Genomic DNA, 17,725 nt, shown 5'->3' on the forward strand with positions numbered 1-17,725 from the left:
GCCGATGGTCCCACATAGATAACCCTCAGGGAAAGAGCGAGAATTCGTGCACCTCGGCGCGCTGCGGACGCTTGGTTGTCAGCACCGTCCCCCGCACACCAGACTGACGCCATGACCGACCCGACCCCCGAGCTCGTCGCACTCGTCGCACGCCTGGGCAATGCGATGGGCGTCGCCACCCGACCGTCCGCACTCGAAGCCGAGCTCGGCCGGGCGACGGCCGGAGTGCGGGCGCTCTTCGACGCGGCCGCGACATCCTGCGCACTGATCGAGGAGTCGGGCGATGAGATCCGCTTCATCGCGGCGAACGGCATCGGCGCCGCCGCGATCACCGGACGGTCGATGCCGATCGAGCGCGGGATCGCCGGGTGGGTCGCCATGACCGGCCAGCCCATCGCGATCGCCGACGTAGGCGTCGACCCGCGCTTCGCCCGCGATGTAGCGGAGGAGACGAACTACGTTCCGACCTCCATCCTCGCGGCTCCCCTGCTGGGCGACGACGGCGAGGTGCTCGGCGTGATCGAGGTGCTGGATCCGCGGGCGACGAACGAGAACACGAGCCGCGACCTGGACGTGCTCGGCCTCCTCGGCTCGCAGCTCGCCGCCACCGTGCGACTCTCCCGCACCTACGACCGCCTCGGCTCCGTGCTCGTCACCGCTCTCGCGGGCGCGACCGGCGCCGCGGACTTCGGCCAGACCCTCGACGCGCTGGTGGAGTCGGTCGACGACAGGCCACTCGCCGAGCTCGCGCGAGCCTTCCACCAGATCGCCGAGACGGGGTCAGCGGGCCAGACGTTCGCGTTGTCCGTGCTCACGGCGGCCGTCGACTACTCCCGGCGCCGCGCGTGACGCTGCCCGAGTGGTCGTCTGCGTTCAACGACGCGGTGCTGCAGCCCACAGTCGCACTGCCGCTGCCCGCCCCGACGCAGGATTGGGCCTTCGGCGAAGCGACCGGCGCCGGTGTGAAGGTCGCTGTGATCGACAGCGGCGTCTCTGCCGAACATGAGCGGGTCGGCGGGCTGGCCGGCAGCGTCGCCCTCGAGGTCGATGACGACTCCCCCGAGGGATATCGGATCGTCGACGGGCCGCATGAGGATCTCTACGGGCACGGCACCGCCTGCGCCGGCATCATCCGCGGACTCGCCCCCGAGGCCGATATCTACAGCGTCCGGGTACTCGGCAAGAACCTGACCACCCGCGGTGCGCTGTTCGCGGCCGCGATCCGCTGGTGCATAGACAATGGGATGCAGGTCGCCAACCTCAGCCTGAGCAGCCGCAGCGAGCAGTGGTTCGGCCCCCTGCACGCACTCGCGGACGAGGCGTACTTCCGCAACCTCATGCTCGTCTGCGCCGCGAACAACGTGCCGGGCCCGACCTATCCGTCGCAGTACGCGTCGGTGTTCTCCGTCGCGGCCCGCGAGGGGCACGATCCGTTCTCCCTCGCCTACAACCCGCGTCCGCCGGTCGAGTTCGGGGCGCCCGGGATCGATGTGGACGTGGCCTGGACGACAGGCAGCATCACCGCGACGGGTAACAGCTTCGCGGCACCGCACATCGCAGGGCTCGTCACCCTGCTGCTGTCGAAGCACCCCGAGCTCACCGTGTTCCAGGTCAAATCGGTGCTGCACGCCCTGTCGTCGAACGCTCGGTAGCGAGTCCCTAGGGACGCTTGTAGCCGTGGCCCTCGACATCGTCGTCCAGCACGACCGGGTGACGGTAGCCGTGACGCTCCCCGAGGTCCTCGGCGAGCGGCCGACGGAATCCGTGCCCCTCCACGTCATCGTCGATCATCGGCCGGCGGTATCCGTGCCCCGCGACGTCCTCCTCGAGAATCGGTCGCTTGAATCCATGGCCCTCGGTGTCATCCAGCGGGTCGATTCGGATGTTGGTCTCGTGCTCGCTCATTGTTCGGTTCCTCTCCCTTTCGCGGTGTTGCGATAGGAGCAGTGTCCACGCGGCTGCGGCAGGCGGATGTCCGCGGGCGAACACACCCTCAGTCCGATCCCCGACGTCCGATCTCCTTCGCCGGATGCCCGCCTCCGATCGATCGCAGGAGGTCGCCCACGCCCGATTCCGGCCCGACTATGGCGGCAGGGCGTGAAGAGGAGTTGTCTATCCGACAGACGCAGCGTGCCGCCGCCGACCGTCATCAGACCACCGGCGTCGCACCCTGAGGTCGTCGCACCCGCGACGACAGGAGAGGACAGAGCGATGAGCACACCCGAGAGCACCCCGCAGGAGCCGACCGACGACGTCGAGGAGCAGTCCACGAAAGCGAAATCGGTCGACGAGGACGACGACGTGAGCGGTCACTTCTCGTTTCAGCCGAACCATCACCTCGACGAGAACGACGCTCGGAGTGAAGGCACTCCCTTCAGCCCGAGCCGTACGGACGTCAAGTAGCGCCATAGCGGCGGATGACCCGATCATCCGCCGCTACGGACGTCACGGGCTCAGCCAACGGTGAGTACGCGGGGATAGCGTCGGAGACGAAAGATCCTCGACTGCAACGGAGCGCCAATGTCCATCGCGACCGCCACCACCCCCTTCACCACTCTGTCCAGCGACTTCTTCGGCTACGAGGACTCGCTGACGGATCGCGAGAAGCAGTCCGTGCTCGAGATTCGCGACTACCTCGAGCGCGAAGTCAAGCCGATCGTCGATGACTACTGGGCGCGTGCCGAGTTCCCGACCCAGGTCATCCAGCCGCTGGCCGATCTCAAGATCTTCGCGAACCCCTGGAAGGAGACGCAGGAGTTCGAGAACTCCGCCGTCTTCCGTGGCTGGGTCGCATTGGAGCTCGCCCGCATCGACGCATCGATCGCCACCTTCGTCGGCGTGCAGAACGGCCTGGCGATGGGCTCGATCAGCGTCGCCGGGGACCAGGCTCAGCGTGACGAGTGGCTTCCGAAGATGGCGACCGCCCAGGTGATCGGCGCATTCGGGCTCACCGAGCCGTTGTCCGGATCCGACTCGGCACAGGGCCTGCGGACCACCGCCACCCGCGACGGCGACGAGTGGGTGCTCAACGGCTCCAAGCGCTGGATCGGCAACGCCACGTTCAGCGACATCACCATCATCTGGGCGAAGGACACCGCCGACGGGCAGGTCAAGGGCTTCATCGTCGACGCGACAGACCCGGGCTACTCGGCCACGAAGATCGAGGACAAGCAGAGCCTGCGGATCGTGCAGAACGCCGACATCGTGCTGACCGACGTACGAGTGCCGGAGTCGAGAAGGCTGCAGAACAGCAACAGCTTCCGCGACACCGCCAAGGTGCTGCGCCTGACCCGCGCCGAGGTCGCCTGGGCTGCAGTCGGCAACGCGATGGGCGCCTACGAGGCGGCATTGAAGTACACGGGCGAACGCGTGCAGTTCGGCAAGACGATCTCCTCGCACCAGCTCGTTCAGGATCTGCTGGTCCGAAGCCTGGGCAACATCACCTCGTCGCTCGGCTTGGTCACCAAGGTGTCGCAGATGCTCGATGCCGGCACTCAGAAGGACGAGCACGCCGCGCTCGCCAAGACGGTCGCGACCGTGCGGATGCGCGAATCGGTCGGTTGGTGCCGCGAGGCCCTCGGCGGCAACGGCATCGTGCTCCAGCACGGCGTAGCCCGGCACATGGCCGACGCTGAGGCCATCTACTCCTATGAGGGCACCCGCGAGATGAACACCCTCATCGTCGGCCGGGCCATCACCGGCAAGGCCGCCTTCGTCTGACACCCCATCGAGATGCCACTTTCCGTCCCTATCCGGCGTCCATGGGGACGGAAAGTGGCATCTCGATCTCCTTCAAGGGGGGGGGTCGGACTGACTGATGTTCCGGTGGGAAGGTCATCCATGCCACGGTTGAGGGATGGGATTCTTCGAGCGACCGAAGCCGGCGGATTGGCGTGATGTGACGATCCTGCGCTCCTGACCGCAATCATCGCGGTCGTCGGATGGTCGTTGGCGCCGCAATGACTGTGCAACCTTCGGGCGCCCCCGATTGGCGCCGTCGGGGGCTTCGGTGCTGCGACGGGATATCGCGACTCGTCCCCCGGTAATCACCAGCAACTCAGGGGGTATAGGCTCCTCCACGCCGGTACCCCAGATAACCCGGTCGCGCCCCCGAATGCTTGCATTGCGGGGGCACCCTAATTTTTGACCGGTGACGCCCCACGCTGAGCGACACGCGCGTTCAACGGGCGGGCACCTCGATCGGCTGACCTATGGTCTGCGCATGGTCTCCGTTCTCAAGAAGGCACTCTTCTGGCTCGCCGCCACCGCTCTGTGCGCCGGAATCCTGGCTTTCGCGCTCGCGAGCGCGACCTCCGGTTACCCCGGATCGTCCGCGACCACGGACTTCGAGTACGGGCTCAGCCGCATCCTGATCCCTGGCGCCTTCATCGGATTCATCGGCTGGCTGATGCTGTCTGCCCTGATGGAAGCCGACCTCCACGCGCAAGAGCGCCGCTCGGCGTTCTCGCTCGAGGCCTAGCGCGCCGCTAGGGCCTCTTCTCGCACCCCGTTCCGTCCCCGTCCCTGTCGAACTTCTGCTGGAAGCCGGGGTCACCGCGCTTGATCGGGGCGGCATTCGCCTGCCAGACCGCCGCGCAGTTGGCGTAGCTCAGAGCGGGAGCGGGATCGGCTCGCGGAGGAACGGAGGCGGGAATCGGCTCCGCGACCGGCTCCTCTGTCACTGGACCGATTTGCGGGTCGGCAACCGGTTCTTCAAGGGATGCGGGCGTCTCGATCACCGGTGCCGGGCCTACCTCGGCGGCGGGGGACGACTCGGGTGACGCGACCTCGGCCGGCGCCACCGGTGATGCGATCGGCTGACGTGCATCCGACTCGGCCGCGGACGGTCCGGCCCAGGTGACTTCCGGAACAGTCGGCGCTGCGAACCCGAGCATCCCGGTGTCGACGACCAGCACGGGATGCACCGCCTTGTTGACGATCGTTCCGCCGACGACGAGTACGAGGCTCGCTGCCAGCAGCAGGGCGCCGGTCTGACGCGACCACAGGCGCAGCCACGACGGCCGCCCCGTCACGGCCACGTAGGCACCGGTGAGGAGGGGAAGCAATCCGAGGGCGGCCGCGAAGATACCCCATCCGGCGAGGATCGCCGGCAACGACAGGATCAGCCACACGATGGGGATCACGATCATCCAACCCGACATCAGCCGCCGAGGCCGGACAGTCTCCGCGTACTGGATAGGTACCGCAGCCGTATCGGACGCGGTACGGGTACTCAGGAGTTCGGATGGGGCCAGCTGCCGCACCGGCGCACGGATGATCTGTATCGCCGCGACCGTCGGGTCGGGGCCGCCAATGCCCACGACGGGTTGCGGCCCCAGGGTGGGTGACTCAGGCGCCAGTTCGGACACGGGTTCGATGGCCGTATCCGGCTGCGCAATCGACGCCGCAAGCGCCAGGTCTTCCTCGACGTCACCCGCGACATCGGGCTCTGGCAACCCAGCCTTCGGGCCATCCGACGCAACCGAGCCGTCGTCGAATTCAGCGGGACGAGCAACACCGACGTCTCCCGACCTCACTGCGGCCACCGCAGCGGCGATGCTCAGACTGCCCGTGGTCGGATTGCGGGTGTCAGCGCGGGCTGTGGATTCGGCCTCCAGCTCCCAGAGTCCACGACCGCGGCTGGCTCCGACGGCAAGGTCAGCATGGCCGGCGTCCTCGAGTTCGACGAAGGGACCATCGCCGGCGAACTCGGTCCACCCCTGGCCGTCCCACCAGCGCAGGCGCGCAGGATCACTCGGATCCTCGTACCAGCCTTCCGGCGCCGCCTGATTCACGTTCCCCCCAGAACATCCAGGCGCTCACGTTAGACATCTGCCCATGCGACGCCGTTCGGACCCGCGCAGGATTCCCCCGCTCTGGGGGCGCGCCTCCGACAACGCCGAATTGCCACCTTTGGCTCCCAAATCGCATTCTTGAGAGCCAAAGGTGGCAATTCGAGGGGCAGAGGGAGGTGGGGGGCAGATCAGGGGAGGCTGGTGAGCTGCTCCGCAGTGACGCGGACGACGGAAAGCGAGCGCTCGATGCCCTTCACCTGAGCGGTCTCAGGCGTGCCGCCCAACCATGTGGCCGACCCGGCTGCCTCCGCGGAGGCGACAACCTGGCCGCCGCGGGCGAGGCCGCAGAGTCGCGAGCCGACGTTGATCGGGTCGCCGATCACCGAGTACTGGCGCCGATCTGGTGGCCCCACATGGCTGGCGACGATCGAGCCCGTGTGCAGGCCCATCCCGAACTGGATCTGCGGCAGCCCCGCTTCCTCGAGTCGCGCGGACAGCGCCGGAAGATCCCGCAGCAGATCGGCGGATGCCTCACGCGCATCGCGCGCCGGCTCCTCCAGGATGCGCGGAGCCCCGAAGACGGAGAACACCTCGTCGCCGACGAACTGCATGACGGTTCCGTGGTGGGCGAAGACGCGCTCGCAGACGTAGTCGTAGAAGATGTCGAGCACGCGCTGCACGTCGCTCGGATCCAGACTCGCGGCCATCGGGGTGAAGGATCGCAGGTCGGCGAACAGGATGCCGACCGTGAGCCGCTCCCCCGATCCGGTGCTCTCCGCGCGCCCCTCGCGGAGCAGCTCGAGGGCGACATCGCGAGGAACGTAGCGGGAGAACAGCCGCTCGGCCGTCTGCCGGTCGCGCTGCTCGGCAATCGCCTTGATGCCGAGGCTGGCCACACCTGCCGCGAGGATGCCGATCGGGATGCGCACGAAGTCGGGCAGCCAGCCGAGGATCTGGAACAGCGCGAGCCCGACCGCGGTGACCAGGACGATGGCGCTGACGGTGATCAGCACGGCCCAGCGGAGGCGCAGCCGACGGGCGGCGAACGCGACAGGCAGCCCGAACAGCAGAACCGCGAGCCCGGTGATCCATGGTGAGTACGGCACAACCCAGGCGTGCTGAAGGATCGTGCTGATGGCTTGCGCCTGGACCACTACCCCCGGCGTCGTCACGCCCGGCTGGAGCGGGGTGATGTGGCGGTCACCCACTCCTCCGGCTGTGACGCCGAGAATGACGACGGCGCCCGTGAGCCGATCACCGACGGCGCCGCTGAGCACGTCTGCGGCAGAGACGATCGTCGTGTCCGCGGTCCAGTGGATCCGCAGCGCGGCGTCCTGTTCGACGGGGATGGTCTCGGCGCCGATCTGGACGGCCGAGGGGCGCACGATCACGGGATCGATCGCCCCATCGAGCGCGTCCACCGCACGGACTGACAGCGACGGCTCGAACTCACCGTCGGCGGTCTCGACGAAGGCCGGAAGCGAACGCAGGATCCCATCGCTGTCAGCCAGGACGACGGCGTGCCCGAGGCCGGCGGCGTTCTCCCGGACGGGGGGCGGGACGGCCGTCCCGCCGCTGACCTGCAGCCACCGATTGCGAAACGTGGATGCGGCGCTGAAATCCTGCGCCACGACGAACGGGCCGCTGGCGATCGCATCGGCCACGGCGAAGTCCGAGGCGGAGGGGACGACGTCGACGGCCACGACCTCCGGCCCGGCCGATGCGATCGTCCTCAGCAGGCTCGCCTGCAGTCCGTCATTCCACGGCCATTCGCCCCGCTCGGCCACGGATGCGTCGTCGACGGCGACGACGACGACCCGCTGATCCGAGGCGCCATCGGTCCAGAGCAGGTCGGAGGCGTGTCGAACGACCGCCTCGCCCACCCCACCCAGAGCGGCGAGACCCGCGAGCAGAGCGACTACCACCCCGACGATCAGCGGCGGCCAGGCGGCGCCGAGACGGGTGACCCGCGCGCGCCCCGAAGAGGGACGATTCGGACGCGTCAGATCGGATCGGCGGCTCATGTCCGCCACGGTACGAGCAAGCTGAGGCGCATATTCAATGCGCGATCACTGTCATTGGAAGTTCTCGATACCGGAGAACACGTAGGCCGTGAAGGGCGGCGTCCCTTCGGGAGCCTCGTACTTCGAATTGGTCGTGCGGCCCTCCAGGTCGACGAGCCCCGGGTCGCTCGTTCGGAAGAGGGTCACCAAGCCGAGCTCGTTGTAGTAGTTGGTGGCGAACATCCCGTCATCTGTGCGGGTCCACCTCGCAGTGGCGCTTGGAGCTGAGACCCGCGCGGAGGAATTCTCGAAGGACTCGTAGAGCGCTGAACTGAAAGCGTCGTCGGCATCGAAGTAGATGCCGAGGTACACGAGGCCGCCATCGGCTTGGGTGACCTCGAGCAGGCATGAGGGCGTCGGGAGCGACGTCAGTTCCGTCGGTCCGGTGAAGCTCTCGACCGGCGTCGCTTCACCTGTCACGTTGGGCACGATGCTGAGGGCGAGCTCGTTCGAGCATGCGCCCCCGTCCGCCTCCACCGGCGGCGCCGAACTTGCAGCCGCTGACCCGCCTGCGTCGAGGTCGAGATTGTGAGTGAGCCAATCGTCTGCCAGCTGACCTGCGGTCATCATCTCGACGGTTGGATCTCCGCCGTCGGCAGCTGGCACCACGAGCTGCTCACCCGCCGCGATCGTCAATTCCGTACCGTCCTGCAGCGTGAACCCGACCTCCCCGTCGAGCACCTGAACGGTGCAGACCTCTTCGGCCGTGCACGTCACCGCGAAGGCCGTGCCGTGCACGGAGGCGACGCCGACCGGGGTGGATACTTCGAACGCGGCATCCTCCGCGACGAGCTTCTCGACGCGATGCCAGGTCTGGCCGACCTTGAGCTCGACGACCGTCCGCTGGGCCGAAGCGTCGGAGAGCTCCGTGACTGTCAACTCCGTTGCAGGACCGAGACGGGTCAGCGACCCGTCGGCGTAGTCGAGCTGGGCGGAGCCGCTGGAGTCCGTGCGAACCGTGTCTCCGACGGCCGCCGTCTGGGGCGTGGTCCCGTTAAGGTCGCGGCTCGAGTCGCCCGTGAGGATGGAGACGAGGGTCGCGGAGGCGGTCACGTTCGCGGACGGGCCCGCCGGTGACGCAGTGCAGCCGGCGAGTACGAACAGGACTGCGACGCCGACTGCCAGTCGGGACAAGGAAGTGCGCATTCTGCTGCTTTCGATCGTCATGGCGCGGCTCGGGTCAAGGTGATCCCGTACTCACCGGGCGAGACATCGGGAACACAGGTGAAGATCACCGGGACGACCGACTGCGAGTCGACGATCGAGATGGATTCGACGGATCCATCGGCGGCCAGCTCAGGCGTCAGGGTCGAGCTGGTTCCTCGGATGTAAGCGACATCGCCGCTCCTGTTTCCGTTGAGGCAGACCGTGCCTTCCGTGCTCGTCGATGGGCCCGCGAATGTGCCATTCGGCTGCTCGGTGAACTGGAGCGCCAGCGAGCTGTCGGAGCCGACCTGCACGATGCAGGTCGGCTCGCAGGAGAGAACAGACACCGTCACCGGATCCGGAAGGTCCCGCAGCGTCGTGGAGAGCGCACCCTCGTCAGTGACGACGGTGACGTTCCATTCGCCGATGAGCGCATCGCCTGGATCGGGCTTGTCGAGAGAGACCCCATCGGAAGCAGCGTTGTCGGACAACCATGGCTCCGAGAGCTCCGCGTCCGTCAGCGGCACGGCGGCGAGTGCCGCGCCATCCGCGGACGGAAGAGTGAGGCCCTGGAACGCGCCGACTGTGACGGTCGTTCCGTTCGTCCTGGTGAAGTCGACCTCGCCCTCTATGACCTGAACGGTGCAGACCTCATCGGCCGTGCAGGTCACGGAGAAGGCCGTCCCGTGCACCGCGGCGACGCCGACCGGAGTCGAGACCTCGAAGGCGGCATCCTCCGCGACGAGCTTCTCGACCCGATGCCAGGTCTGACCGACCTCGAGATCCACGATGGTCCGCTGGGCAGAGGCGTCGGAGAGTTCGCCGATGATGAGCGATGTCGACCCTCCGAGGCGGGTGAGCGATCCGTCCTGGTAATCGAGCTGCGCCCGGCCATTCGCGTCTGTGGCCACGACGTCACCAGCGACTGCGTCCGCGGAACCAGAGACGTCCGCGGTGTCGGAATCGGAGGTGAGCGTCACCTGGTCGGCCGACGCGGTGACCGCCGCGGTGGGGCTGACATCGGACCCGTCCGAGTCTTCGGAGCCTCCGGAGCTTCCCGAACATCCGGTCAGAATCGCCACGACGGCCACCAGAGCGATCGCACCTGATGCGCGTCGGAGGGCAGAGCGGCGACTCCGCCGCGATGAGAAGATCATTTCTGCCCATCGATCAGGTAATTTGTGCAAATCTATGGCGTGGCCATGCATGGGCGCAATGCTCGACTTGCTGAGGCCGGCGGCCGATTCCGCCACAATGAGCACACCCGAGAGCGGAGCGTCGATGCTGTGGTTGGAAGCCCTGTCCGACGAGGAGCGCGCACGCATCGAGCTCTCCTTCCTCAAGCGCTCGTTCAAGCGAGGCGAGACGGTACTGCTGCAGGGCGAGCCGAGCGCCAACGTCTACGTGATCGACGGCGGGCATGCTGCGGTCAAGGTGGCGACGCCGCACGGCGAATCGATCACCGTGACGGTCCTCAGTCCGGGAACGAGCTTCGGCGAGATCGCCGCCCTGACCGGCGACGAGGTGCGCACCGCAACGATCGTCGCACTGGACGCGCTCGCCGTGCGGGTGCTGCCCCACAAGGTCTTCGATGACGTCCGGCGCCGCAACCCGGCAGTCGACACCGCCATTGCCCAGTCGCTGGCCGGCAGGCTGCAGGATCTCAGCGATCGGATGGCCGAAGCCACGTTCGAGACGGTGCAGCGCCGGTGCGGGCTACGACTACTCGAGCTGGCGGAGGCATTCGCCCCGGGCGCCAGTTCCGCGTCGCTCCCCCTCACTCAAGACGACCTCGCGGGCATCATCGGGGCGACCCGTCCCACGGTGAATCAGGCCCTGGGGGCACTCGTGGCTGCGCACCTCGTCGTGGTGAGCCGCGGAGTGATCACGATCGCTGACATCCCGGCGCTGAAGCGCCATATCCGCTGATGCGCGGCTCTTGCGAGCCCAGGGGTCAGTTGCGAGAGATCGAGATGTCGGCGGCCTCGTCGAACGACGAGTCCCCGTAGGAGCAGAAGCCGGACGGCTGGCCGTTGAAGACGTAGTGCCAGACGAGGGTGCCGGCGAAGATCGTCGAACGAGTGGCCTCGTCGTCGGTGCGGTCTGCTGTCACATCGATGCTGTAGTCGTAGGCATCGGTGAACTCCTCGCCCGTGCTGGGATCGGCACACGTCGTCTTCTGCGGCTCGCTGGTGGCCGCGGTGAAGCCGGCATCCGTCAGCGTCGCCAGGTACTTCGCGCCACCGGATGAGGTGATCGGGAAGGTGCACGCATCGTCGCAGGTGAGCTCACCGAACGTCCACGTCGACTGCCCGGTGTCGGGCTCCGGGGCCAAGAAGCCCGACACCGAGCTGTAGTCGTAGGCCATGGTCCACTCCCCGGCCAGCGAAGCAGCTGCCATCGGAATCACTTCGTCGATGCTGTCCGCCGCGATGTTCGCGGTGATCCACTCGTCTGCCTCGATGAGCGCGGAAGGAGTGACCGCCACGACCGGAGCACCGCCGTCCGGATTTGGGATCACGAGCCTCTGATAGGGAGTGATCTCGAGGACCGACCCTTCCTCGGTGGTGAACTCGACCACCCCCTCCATGACGGTGATCGTGCACGCAGGCGCATCGGTGCAGTCGACCTCGAACGCAGTCCCCCTCACCGCCGCGACGCCGACGGGAGTCGAGACTTCGAATGCCGCGTTCTCGGCCACCAACTTCTCGACCCGGTGCCAGGTCTGACCCACGTCGAGGCTGACGACGGTCCGCTGGGCCTCCGCCGAATCGAGCGTGGTGACCGAGAGCTTCGTGCTCGGCCCGAGGCGGGTGAGGGATCCGTCCGGGTAGTCGAGCTGGGCTTGCCCCTCGGAGTCGGTCTGCACGACGTCGCCCATGGAGGCGGTTTCGGTGTCGGTGATCTCGGCCGGGTTCCCGTCGGCGGAGCCCAGCGTGACCTTCGAGGCGGACGCGCTCACGTCGACGGTGGGTCCGGAGGTGCAGGCGGCGAGGACCAGGGAGACGGCGATCGCGGCCGTGATCGATCGAACGAGACGGATCTTCACGTTGCGACTCCAACTCTGCAGTCGAATGGAGGAGAGCGATGCTCGCTCGGCGCCGGGGGCACGATCATCGCGAGTGCCCGCGAGGCGCACCACTGTTCGTGACAACTTCAATGCCTGACCAGGAGTTGCTTTGCGAATCCGACAAGAGCCCGGCGTCCGGCTCGGAGAACGAGACGGGCGTCGGGCCGCTGCCGCCGATCAGCCGTAGACCCAGTAGTAGTTGTTGAAGCGGAGCGACTGGCCGTTGTAGATCCGAGTCCAGTCGCTGTAGCCCGACCAGGTCCGCCCGCCGACGTTCTCGTACGCCTGGAAGCGGAAGGCGTAGCCGTTGGGATTGGTGAACGTGAAGCTCGTGCATCCGTCGACCGACGCGATCTTGTTGGTCAGATTGATCCAGCTGGTGCCATTGCTGTACTGGGCGTAGACCCGGTTGGTCCACTTTGCGCCGTTGCTGGCGAACTTGAAGCAGACGCTGATGCTGCCTGTGTTGGTCGCCGCTTGGGCGGGAGCGGCCGCAAGAACGGATCCACCTCCGATAGCAGCGACGATGGCGAGAGCAGCGACGATGCGTGTGCGCAGTCCGGACTTCTTCTTGACGGGCTGGATGTCGGTGGCGACGGGGGCGAGGGCGATGTTGGACATGTCCGATTCCTTTTGCTTGGGGGGGGATGAGTGGAGCGGTTGTTCGTGAGAGAACTGTCTCGCTCGGCGGCTACGGGAACTGTCGGCCCAAGAACACATCAGTCGTCGGCTTCACGACAGCAACCGCGCGCGCTACCCGTGCATCGACCCCAGCGGAGCACTATCTCAAAGCTCCGGCCGGCGAACTTAGGCTTCAAGGGTGGCGCAGCTCGAGCGCCGAAATGGAGTTCCCATGACGCAGACGTCCCCGGGCAGTGGCCGCAAGGCCCCGAAGATCAACTGGCACGACAAGCACCGCGAGTCGCTGACTCCCGGCCAGCGAGCGGCCGATGCAGTGCGCAATGTGATGGGCAGCTGGCCATTCGTCATGGGCTTCGTCGGCTTCATGGTGGTCTGGGCGATCCTCAACTCCTCTGGAAAGGGCTGGGATCCGTACCCCTTCATCCTGCTCAACCTCTTCCTCAGCATGCTCGCGGGCCTCCAAGGCGCCATTCTGCTGATCGCGGCGAAGCGTCAGGATGCGATCGCCGCCTCACTGGCACAGCACGACTTCGAGACGGACACCGCAGCGCGCAAGGACATCGAGATGCTGCTCGAGATCAACAACCGCCAGCTGGCGATGATCGCCGAATTGCAGCGCGCCCTCGCGGACACCCGACGCTACTGAGGTTCAGCCCAGCAGCGAGCTCATGATTCTCGTCTCGGCGGTGGACGAGATCGGGCGGCGACGGAGGTCGCCTTCACGGCCGGCACGGCACATCTGGCTCACGAGATATCCGACGGGCACTGACCCCAGCGCCCAGGCAGCGACCGCCGCCATCAACATGATCATCATTTGCTCTATGGATAGACCTCGCGGGTGAACGCAGTGAGAACGCAGGATGTCGCCCTGCCTGCCATCGAGATGCCACTTTCAGTCCTTATCTGGCGGTTTAGGGACGGAAAGTGGCATCTCGATGGGAACGATGTCTGCTCAGGTATATGAGCAAAACGTGTCGCTCCCTGAACCGAACCTGTCCTCGGGTTACGTTTTCGGATCTGGGGGACGTTCCGTGCGCCTCCGAAGCACCTGCACAGGAGACACATGCCCGGCCCCGGCCTCCAGTTACCGCGCCCCTTCCGGAGCGCGTGGAAGAACGATGAGACGTTCAAACTCAATCTGATCCCGCGGCCGTCCGATGCTCCCCAGGTCCACGCGAGCGGACCCGATCCCGACCGGATCCTGGTCGTCGGGACTGGAGCCGTCGTCGGCTGGGGCGTGAGCAGTCACGACCTCGCCTTCTCGGGCCAGCTCGCGCGTCAGCTCTCCGAGATCACCGCTCGCGGTGTGGATGTCGACGTGATCACCGAGCACGGCCTCACGGCGAGCGCCACCCTTCGCAAGATCACCGACCTGCGCCTCTGGCGCTACGACGCCATCATCATCTCCGTCGGCACCGCCGAGGCGCTGCGCCTCGACTCGACCGCTCGTTGGAGCAACACGATGAGCGCGCTCATCGCCGACGTCGCGGAGCAGGCGTCCGCCACGACGCAGATGATCGTCTTCGGCATACCGCCCGTCGGCAGCATGGGCCCGTTCGGCGACAAGTTCGGTCGCCAGAGCGATCGGCTCGCCAAGAAGTTCGACGCCATCACCGAGGAGATCTGCGCGCAGGACCCGCGGATCTCGTTCCGATCGCTGCCAGAGAAGGGCTCGCCGGTGCAGCTGAGGGAGATCGCGCCCCGGGATCTCTATCGCATGCTCGCGGGGAGCGTCGCGGCTCAGCTGGCGCCGAAGCTCGAACGGAGCTGCGCCGACAACGCCCAGATCTCGGAGTGGGGAGCCCACTACCGCCGAGGCAAGCCGCAGAACGAGGATCAGCGTCAGGCCGCATTGACGGCGATGAACATCCTGCAGCTGCAGCCCAGCGAGCGCCTCGATCGGATCACCCGCCTCGCGCAGCAGATGTTCAGTACAGAGGTTGCAGCCATCACCCTGATGGACGGCGATCGACAAGTGTTCAAGTCCGTCGTGGGCTTCGACGACGTGGTTATCCCGCGCGAGTACTCCTTCTGCAACGAGACGATCAAGCACGAGGCGCCGACGGTGTTCCGCGACATGGGCGCGATGAAGATGTTCGGCAAGAACCCACTGGTGCACGCGGGCCCGAAGGCGCGCTTCTATGCGGGTTACCCGATCGAATCGCCGGACGGCTACCGGATCGGCGCGGTCTGCGTCATCGACTCGAAGCCACGTCCGGAGGGCGACCTCGACCTCGTCGGACTGCGTGACCTGGCGATGGCCGTGCAGAAGGAGATGTTCGGCACGGCGGTCCCGAGCTACCACATCTGAGTCCTCCGCCGCGGGCCTCGGTACGCGCCGCAGACGGCGCTACTCGACCAACGAGATCTGCTACGCCTGGTGGCTGAGCCGGGCGCGCAGCGCCCGCGTCGAAGCCCGCTCACGCGGATGGCAGGCCGCCCCGCTAGCATTCGGCGCATGAGCGAGCTCGAGATCATCGAATCCCCCGACGGCGTCACGGTGATCCAGCACGTCGGCTTCTCCCCCACACCTCGAGTGAGCCTCCAGGCGCTCCGGGTGATCGGCGGGACAGTGCTGTTCGATGTCGCCGAACCTCTGGCCGGCGCTCGCGTCGAGATCGTCGATCGAGAATCCGCGATCGGCTGGCTGGAGTCCTTCTACCCGGACGCCGTCGCTACATTGGGTGCGAACAGGGAGACATCCCCTGCCGAGACCGGCTCCCTCTACTCCCCCATCACCCGCCTCATGACGGCGATGTGGCTGCACCGCTCCTGGCCCGACGAGGCCGAGGGCATCCGCGACATCGACCTCTGGATGCTCGACTCCGAAGCCGCCGAGCTCGCCTGGATAGCGGGCGCCGCCCTCCCCGACGGCGGGCTCGCCGCATCGCTGCTCCTCCCCCACACCGCCGAGATCGCGGCTGCCCGAGACACCGCCACGGACGCGCACACGCACGCCGATCCGCTCATCCCATCCTTCGCGGCGCACGTCGGCGCCGCAGCCGAGCAGGCGGGCGTCGTCCTGGAAGACGGAGTCACGGTCTCGGATGAACCCAACGCCGAGTTGCTCCGAGAGGCCTACCCCACGCCGGACGACGAGTACGACGCATTCCGGGTCGGTCACCTGGTCGAGGGGATCGTGCGGGCACGACTGCAGAGCGCCTACGCCACGGCCGGCGTCTGGACCTCTGAGGGCGACGCGACGATCCCGTTCGCCGCCGAGATCGTGGCCGCGCGACGGAAGACCGCCGCCCTGCTCTGACTCAGTACTGCGGGGCGTAGACCGCCGGGCGCGCTGCCGTCGGCTCGCTGGCGAGGATGATGATCAGCCAGATGCCGCCGATGAACGGGATGTAGCTGACGAAGATCCACGGCCACGGATAGCCTGCGTCGCGCAGTCGGCGCACGGTGACGGCGAGCGATGGCACCAGCAGGCCGAGGGTCGCGAGGGAGTAGATCCCCGTGAACAGGAACGGCCAGACGGCGCCGACGCTGAGCAGGACAGCCAGCAGGATGAGGTCGAGGACAAGCGCGATGACGGCCGCGAGGATGGTTGCCAGGTAGAAGTACCAGAACTCGGATCGGCTGGCGACGCCGGTGAAGACCGCGTAGTTGCGGACGACCTTCGAGATCGACTCGAGAAAGCCGACCGGGGGCGCGGGCGGATAGACCGGACCGCTCGGCGCGTATCCGAACTGCGGACCCGCTGGGTAGGCGAATGCGGAGGCCGCGTACGGTGCGGAGGCTGTCGGGTTACTGGCGAACTGATATCGATCGGTCCATGTCTCGCCATTCCACCAGCGCACCTGCTCGGTGCCGGCAGGATCCGGATACCATCCGGCGGCGGGTGATGCGGTGCTGTCGTCAGCCATGGTCAATCCCTCGGGTCGAAAGCCGCGCGTTGGAGCCGCGAGAGCGTCTACTGGTGGGTGGAGCGGATGCCCACGACGACGATCATCGTGATGAGCACGGTCGTGACGATAGTGCTGGTGATCGCCGCGAGGGCGATGTTGGCGCGAGTGCCGCGCGGAGTCGCTTCGAGGATCCACTTTCGGAAGGCGAGAAGGCCACGAGCCACCACGACGACCATGATCGGCAGCGCGATCGGGATCCAGTTGAGGCCGATGCCCGAGATGACCGATGCAAGCGCCAGGCCTGCGACGACCAGCCCGATGACGGCCAGCGCGATCTCGGAGCGCAGGCTCCACGGGGCATGGTCGGCGGGGCGGCGGTTCTCGCGTGACGGGTTGAAGTGCAGGGCGGTCGCCGTCGTGATGGCGTCCCACTCGGCGAGCTCGTCGTACTCGAACGGCAGCGCCTTGCGACTGATGGTCTGATCGATCGGCAGCACGTCGAGCGCGCCGAGGTCGATGGGCGCGGTGTCGAACGGCACCAGCCCCTCAGGAGCGTCGAGCTCGTCAGCATCGTTGGATGCGACGAGCGGCGCAGCGACGAGCGGCACGCGGCCGACCGGCGCAGCGATGAACGGAGCGCGCGCTGCCGGAGCGGCGAGGCTCGCCTTGACGGACTCGAATGCGTCGGTGAGCTCATCGTGCGTGAGCTGGTCTTGCATGGTCATCTCCACCCCCATGGATCTGATGTGCGGACGCGAGCCCCCCGGCACGCTGTTCCGCACCCATCACGCTACGGGGTGGCGTCGCCGGGGTCTTTCCCCTGTTCAGGTGCTAAATGGCGGAATCCTGACCCCAGCTGTAGGGGGATACTGGCCGATTCACACCCGTTCATGGGGCATGCACCTCCGCCCACAATCCGTTGGTCGAGGAGCGCCGTCCACGGCGCATCTCGAGATCGGCTGTGGGGGTATGTGCGCTGCAGATCCGGCAGCCGGCCTCGATACGGCGCTTCGCGCCTACTCGACCAACGAGCCAGTCGGCGGTGGCGCGCCTACTCGACCAACGGGCGAGATACCCGTTGGTCGAGGAGCGCCGTCCACGGCGCGTCTCGAGACCGGCTGTCGGGGTTTGTGCGCTGCAGATCCGGCAACCAGC

19 protein-coding genes are annotated in these 17,725 nt (G+C 67.0%); 9 read left to right on the forward strand and 10 right to left on the reverse strand.

The genetic code is table 11. The features are described from left to right. Window positions 1-111: 111 nt before the first annotated feature. Complete coding sequence (locus E6C64_RS08865; protein WP_136427096.1) at window positions 112-849, forward strand: GAF domain-containing protein; 738 nt, start codon at window positions 112-114, stop codon at window positions 847-849. Next, the gene (locus tag E6C64_RS08870; protein ID WP_136427097.1) at window positions 846-1,652 is read left to right on the forward strand and encodes a S8 family serine peptidase; all 807 of its coding nucleotides are present in this window, start codon (window positions 846-848) and stop codon (window positions 1,650-1,652) included. Before E6C64_RS08865 ends, E6C64_RS08870 begins: the two co-directional genes overlap by 4 nt. Before the next feature lie 7 nt (window positions 1,653-1,659). On the opposite strand, the gene E6C64_RS08875 is transcribed toward E6C64_RS08870, so the two are convergent. Then, window positions 1,660-1,905 carry a hypothetical protein gene (locus E6C64_RS08875; protein ID WP_136427098.1) on the reverse strand — a complete coding sequence of 82 codons (246 nt, stop codon included), beginning with the start codon at window positions 1,903-1,905 and terminating at the stop codon, window positions 1,660-1,662. Window positions 1,906-2,211: 306 nt separating this feature from the next. Between E6C64_RS08875 and E6C64_RS08880 the strand changes: the two genes are divergently transcribed. The 3 genes from E6C64_RS08880 (at window position 2,212) to E6C64_RS08890 (ending at window position 4,480) form a co-directional block, all read left to right on the forward strand. After that, window positions 2,212-2,403 carry a hypothetical protein gene (locus E6C64_RS08880; RefSeq protein ID WP_136427099.1) on the forward strand — a complete coding sequence of 64 codons (192 nt, stop codon included), beginning with the start codon at window positions 2,212-2,214 and terminating at the stop codon, window positions 2,401-2,403. 117 nt (window positions 2,404-2,520) lie between these two features. After that, window positions 2,521-3,720, forward strand: a complete 1,200-nt coding sequence (locus E6C64_RS08885) for an acyl-CoA dehydrogenase family protein (RefSeq protein WP_136427100.1) — start codon at window positions 2,521-2,523, stop codon at window positions 3,718-3,720. A 502-nt stretch (window positions 3,721-4,222) separates the two neighbouring features. Then, window positions 4,223-4,480, forward strand: coding sequence for a hypothetical protein (locus tag E6C64_RS08890; RefSeq protein ID WP_136427101.1), 258 nt, complete (start codon window positions 4,223-4,225; stop codon window positions 4,478-4,480). A gap of 7 nt (window positions 4,481-4,487) precedes the next feature. Here E6C64_RS08890 and E6C64_RS08895 read toward each other — a convergent pair whose 3' ends face one another. The 4 genes from E6C64_RS08895 to E6C64_RS08910 all read right to left on the reverse strand — a co-directional run bounded on the left by E6C64_RS08895 (window position 4,488) and on the right by E6C64_RS08910 (window position 10,086). Then, window positions 4,488-5,795, reverse strand: a complete 1,308-nt coding sequence (locus E6C64_RS08895) for an excalibur calcium-binding domain-containing protein (RefSeq protein ID WP_136427102.1) — start codon at window positions 5,793-5,795, stop codon at window positions 4,488-4,490. 188 nt (window positions 5,796-5,983) lie between these two features. Next, window positions 5,984-7,819, reverse strand: coding sequence for a CHASE2 domain-containing protein (locus E6C64_RS08900; protein ID WP_136427103.1), 1,836 nt, complete (start codon window positions 7,817-7,819; stop codon window positions 5,984-5,986). Window positions 7,820-7,870: 51 nt separating this feature from the next. Further along, window positions 7,871-9,004: a FecR family protein gene (locus tag E6C64_RS08905; RefSeq protein WP_158437792.1), complete on the reverse strand. Its 1,134-nt coding sequence runs from the start codon at window positions 9,002-9,004 to the stop codon at window positions 7,871-7,873. 17 nt (window positions 9,005-9,021) lie between these two features. Then, a complete protein-coding gene (locus E6C64_RS08910; RefSeq protein WP_158437793.1) occupies window positions 9,022-10,086 on the reverse strand; it encodes a FecR family protein in 1,065 nt (354 codons plus the stop codon). Window positions 10,087-10,258: 172 nt separating this feature from the next. Here E6C64_RS08910 and E6C64_RS08915 point away from each other — a divergent pair, with 172 nt between their 5' ends. Beyond that, window positions 10,259-10,933 carry a Crp/Fnr family transcriptional regulator gene (locus E6C64_RS08915; protein WP_158437794.1) on the forward strand — a complete coding sequence of 225 codons (675 nt, stop codon included), beginning with the start codon at window positions 10,259-10,261 and terminating at the stop codon, window positions 10,931-10,933. Between the two features lie 25 nt (window positions 10,934-10,958). On the opposite strand, the gene E6C64_RS08920 is transcribed toward E6C64_RS08915, so the two are convergent. Both E6C64_RS08920 and E6C64_RS08925 read right to left on the reverse strand, forming a co-directional pair. Further along, window positions 10,959-12,053 carry a FecR family protein gene (locus E6C64_RS08920; protein WP_136427107.1) on the reverse strand — a complete coding sequence of 365 codons (1,095 nt, stop codon included), beginning with the start codon at window positions 12,051-12,053 and terminating at the stop codon, window positions 10,959-10,961. Between the two features lie 198 nt (window positions 12,054-12,251). Next, a complete protein-coding gene (locus E6C64_RS08925; RefSeq protein WP_136427108.1) occupies window positions 12,252-12,695 on the reverse strand; it encodes a hypothetical protein in 444 nt (147 codons plus the stop codon). A gap of 232 nt (window positions 12,696-12,927) precedes the next feature. Here E6C64_RS08925 and E6C64_RS08930 point away from each other — a divergent pair, with 232 nt between their 5' ends. Next, a complete protein-coding gene (locus E6C64_RS08930; RefSeq protein ID WP_233255523.1) occupies window positions 12,928-13,362 on the forward strand; it encodes a DUF1003 domain-containing protein in 435 nt (144 codons plus the stop codon). A 3-nt stretch (window positions 13,363-13,365) separates the two neighbouring features. Here E6C64_RS08930 and E6C64_RS19035 read toward each other — a convergent pair whose 3' ends face one another. Further along, window positions 13,366-13,530: a hypothetical protein gene (locus tag E6C64_RS19035; protein ID WP_158437795.1), complete on the reverse strand. Its 165-nt coding sequence runs from the start codon at window positions 13,528-13,530 to the stop codon at window positions 13,366-13,368. Window positions 13,531-13,779: 249 nt separating this feature from the next. Here E6C64_RS19035 and E6C64_RS08935 point away from each other — a divergent pair, with 249 nt between their 5' ends. After that, on the forward strand, window positions 13,780-15,027 hold the full coding sequence (locus tag E6C64_RS08935; protein WP_136427109.1) for a GAF domain-containing protein: 1,248 nt from the start codon (window positions 13,780-13,782) through the stop codon (window positions 15,025-15,027). Between the two features lie 147 nt (window positions 15,028-15,174). Further along, window positions 15,175-15,978, forward strand: coding sequence for a hypothetical protein (locus E6C64_RS08940; protein ID WP_136427110.1), 804 nt, complete (start codon window positions 15,175-15,177; stop codon window positions 15,976-15,978). A 1-nt stretch (window position 15,979) separates the two neighbouring features. Here E6C64_RS08940 and E6C64_RS08945 read toward each other — a convergent pair whose 3' ends face one another. After that, window positions 15,980-16,588 (reverse strand): DUF805 domain-containing protein, encoded by a 609-nt coding sequence (locus E6C64_RS08945; protein WP_136427111.1) that lies wholly within the window; start codon window positions 16,586-16,588, stop codon window positions 15,980-15,982. Window positions 16,589-16,635: 47 nt separating this feature from the next. Then, window positions 16,636-17,295 carry a hypothetical protein gene (locus E6C64_RS08950; protein ID WP_136427112.1) on the reverse strand — a complete coding sequence of 220 codons (660 nt, stop codon included), beginning with the start codon at window positions 17,293-17,295 and terminating at the stop codon, window positions 16,636-16,638. Between the last annotated feature and the right edge of the window lie 430 nt (window positions 17,296-17,725).

The sequence above is a fragment of the Naasia lichenicola genome, from assembly GCF_004801885.1.
Classification (GTDB): Bacteria; Actinomycetota; Actinomycetes; order Actinomycetales; family Microbacteriaceae; genus Naasia; species Naasia lichenicola.